At 71.7% G+C, this 12,705-nt stretch carries 12 protein-coding genes; 5 read left to right on the top strand and 7 right to left on the bottom strand.

Features of this window, described 5'->3' with window-relative positions; translation table 11 throughout:
* The first annotated feature begins 248 nt into the window (after window positions 1–248).
* Window positions 249–1,091 carry a C40 family peptidase gene (locus ICC28_RS09790; protein ID WP_188288084.1) on the top strand — a complete coding sequence of 281 codons (843 nt, stop codon included), beginning with the start codon at window positions 249–251 and terminating at the stop codon, window positions 1,089–1,091.
* A 208-nt stretch (window positions 1,092–1,299) separates the two neighbouring features.
* Window positions 1,300–1,926 (top strand): peptide deformylase, encoded by a 627-nt coding sequence (gene def / locus ICC28_RS09785; RefSeq protein ID WP_188288083.1) that lies wholly within the window; start codon window positions 1,300–1,302, stop codon window positions 1,924–1,926.
* Window positions 1,927–1,998: 72 nt separating this feature from the next.
* Here the strand turns inward: def and ICC28_RS09780 are convergent, their stop codons facing one another.
* Window positions 1,999–3,288, bottom strand: coding sequence for a geranylgeranyl reductase family protein (locus ICC28_RS09780; protein WP_188288082.1), 1,290 nt, complete (start codon window positions 3,286–3,288; stop codon window positions 1,999–2,001).
* A gap of 97 nt (window positions 3,289–3,385) precedes the next feature.
* Here ICC28_RS09780 and ICC28_RS09775 point away from each other — a divergent pair, with 97 nt between their 5' ends.
* Complete coding sequence (locus ICC28_RS09775; protein ID WP_188288081.1) at window positions 3,386–3,907, top strand: GNAT family N-acetyltransferase; 522 nt, start codon at window positions 3,386–3,388, stop codon at window positions 3,905–3,907.
* A 107-nt stretch (window positions 3,908–4,014) separates the two neighbouring features.
* A complete protein-coding gene (locus ICC28_RS09770; protein ID WP_188288080.1) occupies window positions 4,015–4,371 on the top strand; it encodes a PASTA domain-containing protein in 357 nt (118 codons plus the stop codon).
* A gap of 119 nt (window positions 4,372–4,490) precedes the next feature.
* Here the strand turns inward: ICC28_RS09770 and ICC28_RS09765 are convergent, their stop codons facing one another.
* The 6 genes from ICC28_RS09765 to ICC28_RS09740 all read right to left on the bottom strand — a co-directional run bounded on the left by ICC28_RS09765 (window position 4,491) and on the right by ICC28_RS09740 (window position 11,547).
* Window positions 4,491–5,186: a demethylmenaquinone methyltransferase gene (locus tag ICC28_RS09765; RefSeq protein WP_188288079.1), complete on the bottom strand. Its 696-nt coding sequence runs from the start codon at window positions 5,184–5,186 to the stop codon at window positions 4,491–4,493.
* A gap of 91 nt (window positions 5,187–5,277) precedes the next feature.
* On the bottom strand, window positions 5,278–5,883 hold the full coding sequence (locus ICC28_RS09760) for a hypothetical protein (RefSeq protein WP_188288078.1): 606 nt from the start codon (window positions 5,881–5,883) through the stop codon (window positions 5,278–5,280).
* A gap of 7 nt (window positions 5,884–5,890) precedes the next feature.
* A complete protein-coding gene (gene mqnC, locus ICC28_RS09755; protein ID WP_188288077.1) occupies window positions 5,891–7,090 on the bottom strand; it encodes a cyclic dehypoxanthinyl futalosine synthase in 1,200 nt (399 codons plus the stop codon).
* A gap of 122 nt (window positions 7,091–7,212) precedes the next feature.
* Window positions 7,213–7,938 (bottom strand): A24 family peptidase, encoded by a 726-nt coding sequence (locus ICC28_RS09750; protein ID WP_188288076.1) that lies wholly within the window; start codon window positions 7,936–7,938, stop codon window positions 7,213–7,215.
* A complete protein-coding gene (locus tag ICC28_RS09745; protein ID WP_223188637.1) occupies window positions 7,935–10,928 on the bottom strand; it encodes a BTAD domain-containing putative transcriptional regulator in 2,994 nt (997 codons plus the stop codon). Before ICC28_RS09745 ends, ICC28_RS09750 begins: the two co-directional genes overlap by 4 nt.
* A 208-nt stretch (window positions 10,929–11,136) precedes the next feature.
* Window positions 11,137–11,547, bottom strand: coding sequence for an ATP-binding protein (locus ICC28_RS09740; RefSeq protein WP_188288074.1), 411 nt, complete (start codon window positions 11,545–11,547; stop codon window positions 11,137–11,139).
* Between the two features lie 237 nt (window positions 11,548–11,784).
* On the opposite strand from ICC28_RS09740, the gene ICC28_RS09735 reads away from it, so the two are divergent.
* Complete coding sequence (locus ICC28_RS09735) at window positions 11,785–12,636, top strand: helix-turn-helix domain-containing protein (protein WP_188288073.1); 852 nt, start codon at window positions 11,785–11,787, stop codon at window positions 12,634–12,636.
* The last annotated feature ends 69 nt before the right edge of the window (window positions 12,637–12,705 follow it).

Raw genomic sequence — 12,705 nt, 5'->3', positions numbered from 1 at the left:
CGCGACCGTCGCCGTAACCGTTGCGTGACCTCCGCCACACTCCCGAGAGGGTCACGAGAAGCGGGCTTGGCCACCGGCCTCAACAGGTGGTAGGCGTGGGGCAATTCGGGCGAACCGACGAAAGGCCGTGATCACAGGCAGGTTAAGCCCGGTCCGCTTTGTCCGTTACGGCGTCAATAAAGGGCGACACGCCCGGGGTTCACGCGGTCGATTGAACAACTGTGGCGCAGCACACGTTTCTTGAAGGTATGGAGGAGCCCCTGATACCGGTTGTTCTCATGTCCCACACCGCTCACATACGCAGCCACCGGAAGCCCCGCCGCAGCGCGACGACGAGTCTCGCGATGCGCGCCGGAGTTGCCGGTGGCGTCCTCAGCATGGCAGCGGCGGGTGCGTCGGCCACGGCGAACGCCGCCGAGCCGGTGACGCAGACCATCGAACTGCCCACCCTCACGGCCGACCTGGCCGCCCAGGTCGCCGAGTCCGCGGACGCCACCCAGCAGGCCGCGGCCACCTACGAGCTGCAGGCCGAGCGTGACGCGGCCGCCGCAAAGGCCGCGAAGCAGGCCAAGGCGGACCTCGCCGAGGCGAAGAAGAAGGCGGAGGCCAAGAAGAAGGCCGCCGAGGAGGCCCGCAAGGCCGCGGCGGAGCGCGCCTCGCGCAACGCCGAGCGTGCCACCCTCTCCACCACCAGCACGGCCGCCACGGCCCCGACCACGGCCTCCGCTCCCGCCAGCGGCAGCGTCGCGACGGTCATCTCCTTCCTCAAGGCCCAGCTGGGCGACGCCTACGTCCTGGGCGCCACCGGCCCCAACGCGTGGGACTGCTCCTCCCTGGTCCAGGCCGCGTTCAAGCAGGTCAACATCGACCTGCCGCGCGTCTCGCAAGACCAGTCGATGGTCGGCACGGACGTCCCCCTGTCCAGCATCCAGGTCGGCGACATCCTGTACTGGGGCGGCAAGGGCTCGGCCTACCACGTGGGCGTGTACATCGGAAACGGCCAGTACCTGGACGCCGCCAACCCGTCCAAGGGCGTGGTCATCCAGGACCTCTCCGGCTACCCGGCCTCGGGCGCGGTGCGCGTACTCTGACGCACCGCCCTCCACGGGCACAGTCGTACGGACGGGGCCGCAGCCGCTCGGGGGCAGCGGCCCCGTCCGGCGCTCTCCGTCCGGCGCTCTCCGTCCGGCGCTCTCCGTCCGGGCGGCTCGGCGGATGCGGCCGGTTCGCCTCTGCGGCTCCTGCTTGTTCTGTTGTCATGAAAAGCGACAGCAACGGCGACAGAACAAGGAGTTCGCAATGCCGAGTGTCTTCCTCCAGGGCAGGCCCGTCGACTCGTATCCGCCGCTCGCGCCCGAGGCCCGGCGCGGGGCCGTGCGCAGGATCGTCGAGGCGGGTGAAGGGGTCCTGCACAAGCCGTGCCGGGACGTGACCGAGTTCGGGCCGGATCTCGCGGCGCTCATCGACGACATGTTCCTGACGATGTACATCGCCGACGGCTGCGGACTCGCGGCCAACCAAATCGGGGTCGATCTGCGGTTGTTCGTCTACGACTGCCCGGACGACGACGGGGTCCGGCATGTCGGGCATGTCGTGAACCCGGTGCTGGAGCAGCTCGACGCGGCCGGCCGGCGCCTGCTCGACGAGGGCGAGGGGTGCCTGTCGGTGCCGGGCGCCGTGATGGACGTACCGCGCCCGGACCGGGCCGTGGTGCGTGGGTTCGACAAGGACGGCGCACCGCTCGTCGTCGAGGGCACCGGGTACTTCGCGCGGTGTCTCGCGCACGAGACCGACCACTGCGACGGGCAGGTCTATCTGGACCGGCTCTCCCGGCGGGAGCGGAAGGACGCGCTGCGGCAGGTGGCGGACCGCCGGGACGAGGTCTTCGCGCGACGGGCGGCCAGGACGGCGGCGCTGAGCGGCTGATCCGGCACGACGAACGACGCCGGTGGTCGTGATCGCCCCGACGGCCCTGGACGATCACGACCACATGGTCGGTCACGCCTTGGGGGCCACCTTGCTCAGGCCGTTGATGATGCGGTCCATCGCGTCGCCGCCCGTGGGGTCGGTGAGGTTGGCGAGGAGCTTCAGGGTGAACTTCATCAGCAGCGGGTGGGTCAGACCGCGCTGGGTCGCGATCTTCATGACCTTCGGGTTGCCGATGAGCTTCACGAAGGCGCGGCCCATCGTGTAGTAGCCGCCGTAGGTGTCCTTCAGGACGCGCGGGTAGCGCTGGAGGGCCATTTCACGGCCCGCGGGGGTCGAGCGGGCGTGGGCCTGGACGATGACGTCGGCGGCGATCTGGCCGGACTCCATGGCGTAGGCGATGCCCTCGCCGTTGAAGGGGTTCACCAGGCCGCCGGCGTCGCCGACGAGCAGCAGCCCGCGCGTGTAGTGCGGCTGGCGGTTGAAGGCCATGGGGAGGGCGGCGCCGCGGATGGGGCCGGTCATGTTCTCCGGCGTGTAGCCCCACTCCTCCGGCATGGAGGCGCACCAGGCCTTCAGGACCTCGCGCCAGTCGAGTTCCTTGAAGGAGTCGGAGGTGTTCAGGACGCCCAGGCCGACGTTCGAGGTGCCGTCGCCCATGCCGAAGATCCAGCCGTAGCCGGGCAGCAGGCGGTCCTCGCCCGGGCCGCGGCGGTCCCACAGCTCCAGCCAGGACTCCAGGTAGTCGTCCTCGTGCCGGGGGGACTCGAAGTAGGTCCGTACGGCCACGCCCATCGGGCGGTCCTCGCGGCGGTGCAGGCCCATCGCCAGCGACAGACGCGTGGAGTTGCCGTCGGCGGCCACCACCAGGGGCGCGTGGAAGGTGACTTCGCGCTTCTCCTCGCCGAGCTTGGCGTGCACGCCGGTGATACGGCCGGTGCGGTCGTCGATGATCGGGGCGCCGACGTTGCAGCGCTCGTACAGGCGCGCGCCCGCCTTCTGGGCCTGGCGGGCGAGCTGCTCGTCGAAGTCGTCGCGCTTGCGGACGAGTCCGTAGTCGGGGAAGGAGGCGAGGTCCGGCCAGTCGAGCTGGAGCCGGACACCGCCGCCGATGATCCGCAGGCCCTTGTTGCGCAGCCAGCCGGCCTCTTCGGAGATGTCGATGCCCATCGCCACCAGCTGCTTGACCGCGCGCGGGGTGAGGCCGTCGCCGCAGACCTTCTCCCGCGGGAACTCGGTCTTCTCCAGCAGGAGTACGTCGAGTCCGGCCTTGGCCAGGTGGTACGCGGTCGTGGAGCCGGCTGGCCCCGCGCCCACGACGATCACATCGGCGGTGTTGTCGGAGAGGAGGGGCTCGGTCACGGCGGGATCTCCCCAAGTTCGAAATCTGCGTGCCGACCGGCACTGGACATGGGCAGTCTATGCAGCAGTAGCGATCACCCGGCTGAAGGGCTGCCCCGTGAACCGAGCTCTCCCCGTAGTACGGCTGCGCGTCCCCACCGACGAGGACGCCGTCGCCTGGCACCGGCTCTTCGACGACCCGGAGGTCATGGAGTTCCACGGCGGTAGGTCCGCCGGGCTGTCGGTCTACGAGGAGCTCACCGCCCGGCAGCGGCGGCACGACGCCGAGCGCGGGTTCTGCCTGTGGAGCATGCTCGACGAGTCCGGGGACGTCATCGGCTTCACCGGCGCCCAGCCCTGGGAGCGGGACTGGGGGCCCACGGGCGAGATCGAGATCGGCTGGCGGCTCGCCCGGGCGCACTGGGGCCGGGGGTACGTCACCGCGGCCGCGCGGGAGACGCTGGAGCGGGTGCGGGCGGCGGGGGTGCCGGGCGTGGTGGCGATGGTGGACGCCCGCAACGAGCGCTCGATCGCGGTGACCCGGCGGCTGGGCATGCGGCTGGCCGAGGTGTTCACCACGCCGACGAGTGAACGGCAGGGCCACTGCTATCGGTTGGACCTGGAAAGCGGAAGAGCTTAGCCCTATTTCGGTCACCAACAGTAACGAACTGTCACAGAAAGACACTTAGCGCTTCCGGGCGGCGCTCGGCCGGGGTTACTCTGCCGGTACCGCTGGGGGTGACATCTGTGCATATACCGCCCAAGACGCCCGAAGTACGCGTACCGCGCCTCGTCGGCCTGATGGCCGTGGACGCGTGCAGGTCGGCCGAGGCACGCGGCGTGCTGCTGGCCTCGCCCGACCGGGCCGACGTCCGTCTCGCCCTCGTCGACTACGTCGTACGGCAGTACCCGCCGCCGGGCGTCGAGGTGCCGCGCGGGGCCGTCGTCACCGTGTGGTTCGACTTCGGGGAGGGCGAGGGCGGCGGAGGCGCGGGCGTACGGGAGCCGCGTTCACCGCGACCGCCGCGCGGCGGGACGCAACGGGAGCTCGACGAGCCCGGCGGCCACTCCTACGCGGCATGCGCGGGCTTCGGCTGCCCCTGAAGCGGCCGGTCCTGAAACGGCCGGTCCTGAAACGGCCGGTCCTGAAACGGCCGACCCTGAAGCGGCCAGCCCTGAAACGGCCGGTCCCCAAACGGTCGTACCGGAAACGGCCCCCCGCCTCAGCTCTCCTTGAACCCTCGGTGCAGCGCCACGACCCCGCCTGTCAGGTTGCGCCAGACGACCTTCGACCAGCCGGCCCCCCGCAGACGTTCGGCCAGGGCGGGCTGGTCGGGCCAGGCGCGGATGGACTCGGCGAGGTAGACGTAGGCGTCGGGGTTGGAGGAGACCGCGCGGGCGACCGGCGGGAGGGCGCGCATCAGGTACTCGGTGTAGACGGTCCGGAAGGGCGCCCACGTGGGGTGCGAGAACTCGCAGATGACAACCCGGCCGCCGGGCCTCGTCACCCGGTACATCTCGCGCAGCGCGGCGTCGAAGTCCTGGACGTTGCGCAGGCCGAAGGAGATCGTGACGGCGTCGAAGGTGCCGTCCTTGAACGGCAGTCGCGTCGCGTCGCCCGCCGTGAGCGGCAGCCAGGGGTGCTTGCGCTTGCCGACCTGGAGCATGCCGAGGGAGAAGTCACAGGGCACGACGTACGCGCCGGTGCGGGCGAAGGGCAGGGAGGAGGTCGCCGTACCGGCGGCGAGGTCCAGGATCTTCTGCGCGGGCCGGGCGTCGACCGCCTTGGCGACCTCCTTGCGCCACACCCGGTCCTGGCCGAGCGACAGCACGTCGTTGGTCAGGTCGTACCGTTCCGCGACGTCGTCGAACATGGAGGCGACTTCGTGCGGCTGCTTGTTCAGGGAAGCGCGGGTCACGGGCCCATTCTTGCAGCCGCCCTCGCGCGACCGGCGGACGCCCTCACCGAGTGCAGCGAGGCGGGGCGTGTTCACAAGAAGCGCCCCCGATCTACCGACGCCGGTAGACCAACCGTCCCTCCGCCACCGTCGCCACGCACGTCCCCGCGCCCCTCTCCGCGAGTTCGGCCTCGTCCCGTACCTCGAAAACCGCGAAGCGGGCCGAGGAGTGGCGCTCGCGCGGGGCCGCGAACTCCACCGGCAGCCCGGAGCCGTACGGGTCGAGCGCGGGAGTTCCGCCGGGGCTGCCGATACGGCCCATGGGCGCCACGCCCGAGCGGTGCACGGCGTCCCGCACCGCCCGGTTGCGCAGTTCCTCGCAGGCCACCCGGACCGTGCCGTGGGCCAGCATGCGCTGCAGACCGCGCCGGGCGCTGGCCGCCCAGCGGGCGTCGTCCATGGGGAGCGCCGCCAGCGCGGCACCGGTCAACGGCTCGGTGCCGAGTTCGTCGGCCTCGCGCGGATCGGGGTGGTACGCCTCCTCCAGCAGCTCGTTGCCGTGGAGGTTGATCAGCCCGGGTGTCAGGATGCCGGGCCACTCCCGCACCCGCGCCCCGGGATGCAGGGCGACCAGGTCCGCCAACTGCCCCGCGTCGGCGATCCACGCGCCCTGCACGGCGAGCGCGCGGCCCCTGGAGTCGGCGTGGATCGTCAGCACGGCGGCCCTAGTTGGCAGCGAGGATCTTCAGCTCGGGGTGGGCGGTGCCGCCCTCGATCGCCGTGGAGGAGATGTGGGAGACGACCCGCTCGTCGACGGGGTCGTTCGCCGGGTCGTCGTGCACGACGAGGTGCTCGTAGGTGGTGGAGCGCTGGGCCGGGACCCGCCCCGCCGTGCGGATCATGTCGATCATTTCCTGCAGGTTGGAGCGGTGCTTGGCACCGGCCGCCGAGACGACGTTCTCCTCCAGCATGACCGAGCCGAGGTCGTCCGCGCCGTAGTGCAGGGTGAGCTGGCCGGCGTCCTGGCCGGTGGTCAGCCAGGAGCCCTGGATGTGGGCGATGTTGTCCATGAACAGCCGGGCGATCGCGATCATCCGCAGGTACTCGAAGATCGTGGCCTGCGTGCGGCCCTTCAGATGGTTGTTCATCGGCTGGTACAGGTACGGGATGAAGGCGCGGAAGCCCCCGGTCCGGTCCTGTACGTCACGGATCATCCGCAGGTGCTCGATGCGCTCGGCGTTGGTCTCGCCGGTGCCCATCAGCATGGTGGAGGTGGACTCCACGCCCAGCCGGTGGGCGGTCTCCATGATCTCCAGCCAGCGTTCGCCGGACTCCTTGAGCGGGGCGATGGCCTTGCGGGGCCGCTCGGGCAGCAGTTCCGCACCGGCACCGGCGAAGGAGTCGAGCCCGGCGGCGTGGATGCGCTGGATCGCCTCCTCCACGCTCACCTTGGAGATGCGGGCCATGTGCTCGACCTCGCTCGCCCCCAGGCTGTGGATGACGAGCTGCGGGAAGTCCTTCTTGATGGCCGCGAAGTGCTTCTCGTAGTACTCGACGCCGTAGTCCGGGTGGTGTCCGCCCTGGAACATGATCTGCGTACCACCGAGTTCGACGGTCTCGGCGCACCGGCGCAGGATGTCGTCGAGGTCGCGGGTCCAGCCGTTCTTGGTGTCCTTGGGCGGCGCGTAGAAGGCGCAGAACTTGCACGCCGTGACGCACACGTTCGTGTAGTTGATGTTGCGCTCGATGATGTACGTCGCGATGTGCTCGGTACCCGCGTACCGGCGGCGGCGTACGGCGTCGGCGGCGGCGCCCAGTGCGTGCAGCGGGGCGTCGCGGTAGAGGTCGAGGGCCTCTTCGGGGGTGATGCGTCCGCCCGCGGCGGCACGGTCGAGGACGGACTGGAGGTCGGCCTTCTCGGTCACCGGCGGTGTCCCTTTCGTCAAGGAATCAAAAGGTGTGCGCGAAGCGCTCCCTACAAGGGTGGTGGTGGGAGACGGGTGGGCGGACTGATCCAGCGTACGCCAGCCCCGATTCCCGCCCGACGTCAGGCCGTGTACGCCCCGACGAGCAACCCCAGGAACGCGCCGGCCAGCAGGAACGGCCCGAAGGCGATCGCCGTTTTCCGCCCTGCCTTCCCTACGACGACCAGGGCGCCGGCGTAGAAGGCCCCGAGGAGGAACCCGGCGAAGGTGCCCAGCATGACCGCCGACCAGCCGTACCACCCCAGCACCGCGCCCGTGCCGAGGGCCAGCTTCACGTCGCCGAAGGCCATGCCGGAGGGGTTGATGAGGAAGAGGACGAAGTAACCGGCGCCGAGGGCGAGGCTGCCGTACAGGGCGGTGAGCCACTCCCCCGCGTGTTCGGGCAGCAGCGCCACGACGCCGAGCAGGGCGAGCGCGGCGGCCGCGAGCGGGAGGGTCAGCGCGTCCGGCAGCCGCTGCACCCGGAGGTCCACGACCGACAGCAGCACGCCGACGGGCGCGAGCAGCAGCCAGACGCCCAGTTCGGGGCGGGTGCCGGTGGCGGCGGCGAGGGCGGCGCAGACCAGGGCGGTGGCGAGAGGGAGCAGGACGCCGCCAGGGCCGTAGGCCTCACGGCAGGTGCCGCAGTGGGCGCGGCCGAGCCAGCCGCGCACCGGGTGGCCGGCCGGGCAGGTGTTCCGCCAGGGCTCCTCGGGCTGGACGGAGAAGCGGTAGGCGGCCCTGGGCAGGAGGGCGCCCGCCGCCGCACCCCACAGTGCGGCGGCGAGGACGAGCAGCAGGTCGGTCATCCGGCGGCGACGGCGCCGTCGCGCCAGGTCGGCAGCAGCTCGTCGAGCAGCGCCTCGGTGCGCGGCGGCAGCCCGCGCGCGCCGCTGCGGGTGATCAGGTCGGCGGTCAGGGCCTGGAGCCGGGCGGTGTCGCCGGTGGCGTGGGTGGCGCGCAGCAGCTCGTGCCACAGACGCTCGTCGACGGGCGCGGAGCCCAGGGCCGCGTTCAGCGCCTCGATGGCCTTCTCCGCGCGGTCCTTCTCCAGGTGGAACGCGGACAGCGCGAGCCCGATGTCGGCGACCAGCAGCGGGAGCTGGGCGTCGACGATCTCGTGGGTGAGCCAGCGGTAGCGGCCCTCGGGCCGGTCGGCGAGCAGCGGCCCGCGCACCAGGACGAGCGCGTCGGTCAGGAGCCGCCCGCGCACCACCCGGCTGTCGACGCCCCGGCCCTGCGTGGCCTCGTGGTAGAGGGAACGCAGCACGTCCAGGTCCGATACGACGGACTTGGCGAGCGTGAGCCGGCCGGTGGCGTCGGTGCGCAGCCGCGGGCTGCCGTCGGGGTCGGTGCCGAGCCAGGCGCGGAGCCGTTCCAGGAGGGCGTCGCGGACGTCCTCGGTGACCCCGCGCGGCCACAGCGCGGAGGACAGCACGCGCGGGTGCACGCCCTCGCGGTGCAGCAGGAGCAGCGCGAGCGCCTCGTGGAGCAGGGCGCTGCGGTCGCCGTCCGGGGTGTCGAGGCCGATGATCTCGTAGGGGCCGACGAGCCGGGCGTAGACCGCGGGCCGTCCCTGCTCGCTGACGTCGACGAGGAACGGCGGGGTGGTGGCCGGGCCGCCGTCGGGGCCGTGCTCGGGGTCGGCCTGGACGAACAGTTCCACGACGGCCTGCTGTTGCGGGACCGGCAGGAGCTGGGCGTCGAGTTCGAGGCCGAGGAGCGGGGCGAGCAGCTTGCCCTCGCCGGTGATCTCCATCTCCCAGGCGGCGCCGGGCAGGTCGCCGGTCTCGGTGCCGACGAGGTAGCCGATGCCGAGCCGTCCGGCGTCGGCGGCGAGTTCGGCGAGCTTGACGGCGTCCTCGGCGGAGGGCTGGGCGGCGAGCAGGACCAGGTGCGGGGCCCAACGGGTGTGCTGGGCGGGGCCCGTGCGACCGGTCAGCACGGAGTCGTGCCCGGCGGCTCCCAAGGCCCCCCGCCGCTGCCGCGTCTCGGCCTCCATGGTCTCGATCAGGTCCTCGACGCCGTCGAGGTGGCGCAGCCGGTTGGGCGCGAGCGGGGTGAGGTCCTGGCCGAACCCGACGAGGGTGATGGTCATACGGTCCGACCAGCCGTTGGTGGCGAGTTCGGCGGCGACGGAGGCGAAGACGGCCGCCCGGTCGGCCTCGCGGCCGCTCAGGGACACGATGCCGGGCACCGACTCCAGGTTGAGCAGCAGCCGCGAGTCGTCCATGGTGCCGAGGCTGACCAGGCCCGGGTAGGGGGCGGCGGTGTCGGTGTCCTCGTACCGCTCGGCGTCGGTCCGGGCCAGCATCCAGAACGTCTGGTCCTGCCCGAGCTGCCAGGGCGCGGGCGGCTTCCCGGCGGGCTGGGCGAGCTGGAGGTGCAGGTCGCCGTTGCTGAGCCAGGCCGCGTAGACGGTCGGCAGGGCGCGGGACTCCTCGGCGAGGGAGGCGGCGAGGCCGCGCAGCGACCGGTCGAGCAGGCGTACGCCCTCGGGGTCGGCGCCGACCAGGAGCGCGTCCTGGGCGTCCGCGGCGGAGCCGGTCGGCGTGGGCGGCTCCATGCCGCGCCGCCCGCCGACGGTGCCGAGCGCCGACTGCCACAGCGCCTGGCGGCGGCGCCGACCGAGCGCACCGAGGAGGCCCGCGGCGAGCAGGGGCGCGGCGAGCAGCGCCTCGGGGAGGCCGAAGGAGCTTCCGTCCTGCGTGGACCCGGTGGCGTGGGGGGCGGCCGGCTGCCGGTGGTCGGCGTGCCGGTCGGGCGCGGGGCGCTGTTCGGGTACGGAGACGTGGGCGTCGGAGCCGCCCTGGGCACCGCCGCCTTGTGCTTGGTCGCCTTGCGCGCCGCCGCCCTGCGCCTGATCCCCGGTCTTGGCGTAGTCGCTGATCTGCTGCTGGACCTCGGGCGAGACGTTCGGTGCCTCGTCGGGCATCTCCACCAGGTCGCCGCCGCGGGCGTCGCCCGGCATCTCCATGATCCAGCCGGGCCGGATGAGGGAGGCCTCGGACAGCCGGGAGCCGTCGGGCTGCACCCGGTCCTTGTTGAGCTGGTAGATCTCCTTGTACCGGCGGCCGTCGCCCAGGTGCCGCTCGGCGATCTCCCAGAGGGAGTCGTGGTGGCGCCCCTCGGGCGGCTGGATCCGGTAGTACTTCGTGTCGCCGCCCTTGGCGGTGCTCGCCCCGGCCCCGGCCTCGGCGTGGGACGCCTGCTCGGCGAGGGCGGCGGCGGTGCTCGCGGCCTGCTCCTGCTGCTGCGCGAACAGCCCGCCCGGGGTCTGCTCGGCCGCGGCGACGGTCCCCCGCTGGTTCCCCTCCAGGCTCTGCCCGAGCTGCGACAGCCCCGGCGTCAGGCTGGCGGCGGTCGCGCCGACGAGCAGCAGCGCCGCGACGAGCTGCCGGGCGAGCAGCTGGCTCGGCCCGGCGCCGGGCACGCGCCCCGGCACGCCGACCCCGGACACCGCCGCCTTCATCTCGACGATCACACACGCCGTGAACTGGGCCCAGGCCAGCCAGACGAAGAAGGTGAGGATGCCGAGGAAGGCGCCGACGTCCAGCTCGTTGGTGAGCCACTCCTGCGGGTCCCACGTGCTCGGCACCGGCCACCCGAGCTGCGTGGCCAGCGCGACGGGCACCCCGACGACCAGCACGAGCAGCGCGACGAACGCGAGGAACGCGAGGAACGCCTTCACGAAGTCCCCGAAGGAACGCCGGTGCACGCGCACGGGCTGCGGGGTCCGGTTCCGCGGGGTGGTCGGGCTTCCCGTGGGGCTTCCCGTCGAGCTTGAGCGTCGCGGCATGGGAGGTGTCCTGGGGTGTGTGGTCGTATGCGGCGGGAGGGGGTGATGGGCGTACTGAGCCTACAGAGATCTTATGGACTGACCTTCGGGCCGTCGAAGGGCGGAGCGGGAGCGGAGGCGGTGACGCTACGGACACCTCTCACATCTCACCCGAAACAGGCCGACCTGCCCGCCGAGCGCGGGGAGCGCGTCGCACTCCTCACATCCCCTACGCCGCGACGAGGTCACACCACACATACTTACCGCGACTGCCGTCCCGGCACAGCGGCTGCCACCCCCACACGTCGGCGCACGCCCGGACGAGGGCCATCCCCCTCCCGTCCTCCACCTCCTCCCCCAGCCGCTCCCATCTCTCCGGCGGACCGGGAGGCACGGGGTCCGCGTCCCACGCCCCGACCCTCAGCACCCCGGCCGACCAGCGCACCCGCAGGGCGGCGGGCCCCGCCGTATGACGTACGGAGTTGGAGACGAGCTCCGCCGCGACCAGCTCGGCCGTGTCCACGAGGCGGATCAGGCCGTGCATGGTCAGGATCAGACGGAGGGTGCGGCGACAGACGGTGACGGCGCGAAGGTCGTTGGGGATGGAGAGGGTGTACTCCCAGGGGTCACTTTCCGGCATGGGTGAACTCCTGTCGCAGGAAGGAGAGTTGGCAGTCCCTGCGGAGCGCGGGCGGTGGCAGTGTCGCAGCCGCCGCGGCAGGGCGGAGCGGTGCGCTTCCGGGGTCCCGGGGATTCACAGGGTGTGCGGCGCGTCACTGACGGTAGGTATAAATGTTGCGACCGCGCAAGCTGTCTGCGTAATCTCACACCCGAACGAGGCACCTAGCGCGGCAAGTTGATAGAGGGAGCGCACCACATGGCGACGCGGCGACACCCCACGGCACGACAGATCCGCGTAGGCTCCGAGCTGCGCAAGCTCCGGGAAGCCGCAGGCCTGAAGGCAACCGAGGCGGCCTCTCTGCTGGGTGTGAACTCCACACAGATGAGCCAGATCGAGTCCGGTGTCGCCGGGGTCAGCGAGGAACGCGTCCGTCGGCTCGCAGCCAACTACACCTGCTCGGACGGCCCGTTGGTCGACGCCCTCGTGGTGCTCGCCGGCGATCGGACCCGCGGTTGGTGGGAGGAGTACCGGGGTGTTCTGCCCGCCGCCTACCTGGACCTCGCCGAGTTGGATCACTACGCCACATTCCGGCACGACGTGGCTGTCACCCACGTGCCCGGGCTGTTCCAGACGGAGGCCTATGCCCGTGCTCTCTTCGCCTACATGAACCCCGAGTTCCCGGAGACCGAGCTGGAGCATCGGGTACGCCACCGGATGCGGCGGAAGGTCATCATCGAGGGACCCGATCCCATGCCGTACGAGACCGTGATCCACGAGGCCGCCCTGCGCATCAAGGTGGCCGGTCGAGCCGAGTTCCGTGCTCAACTGGTTCGCGTACTGGAGTTGTCCGAGGCGGATCACGTGACCGTGCGGGTCGTCCCGTTCGCCCTGGACGACTTCGCGGGGGCCGGAAGCGCGATGGTGTACCTGGGTGGTCTGGTGCCCGGCCTGGACACCGTGGTCCGTGATGCCCCGCACGGCACGGCCTTCGTCGACTCCGCGGCACAACTGGAGCACTTCCGAAGGCTCTTCCGTAGGGTGAGGGAAGCGTCACTCGACCCCGGGCGGTCGCGTGAACTCATCCACCAGTTGGCCAAGGACCTGTGAGGACCCAGTCATGACCACCCCCGCTCTATGGCGGAAGTCTTCCTTCTCCGGCGGCGGCGAGGGCAACGA

It is taken from the genome of Streptomyces sp. TRM68416 (assembly GCF_014596915.1).
Taxonomy (GTDB): Bacteria; Actinomycetota; Actinomycetes; order Streptomycetales; family Streptomycetaceae; genus Streptomyces.
This window is presented reverse-complemented; position numbering and strand designations above follow the sequence as displayed.